At 66.2% G+C, this 269-nt stretch carries 1 protein-coding gene; it reads left to right on the top strand.

What is annotated here, in order from left to right; translation table 11 throughout:
* Positions 1-269: hypothetical protein (locus tag AAEY75_RS15340; RefSeq protein ID WP_352260066.1), on the top strand; the 269-nt coding region annotated here is incomplete at both ends.

Raw genomic sequence — 269 nt, 5'->3', positions numbered from 1 at the left:
CCTCATGCAGTGCCTGCGTTTCACCTTGCTGTTTTGCGCGTTGCTCCTTGCATCGCCTGCCTTCGCCGCCACCGTACTGGAAAACGCCTTATGGCGCGTCGAAGTCGACCCCGCCACCCTGGCGCTGCGCGTGACACCCGCAGGCCAAGCCTCGGTGCAGGCCTCCAGCGGTGTGGCGGCGCATGCCGTCAGCCAATTGCAGAACACCCCCGACCAGGCCACTTGGCAATGGGACAACGGCGCCTATCGCCTGAGCGCCCGCCTGGAAC

Source organism: Psychrobacter sp. TB55-MNA-CIBAN-0194, from assembly GCF_040309505.1.
Classification (GTDB): Bacteria; Pseudomonadota; Gammaproteobacteria; order Pseudomonadales; family Moraxellaceae; genus Psychrobacter; species Psychrobacter fozii.
This window is presented reverse-complemented; position numbering and strand designations above follow the sequence as displayed.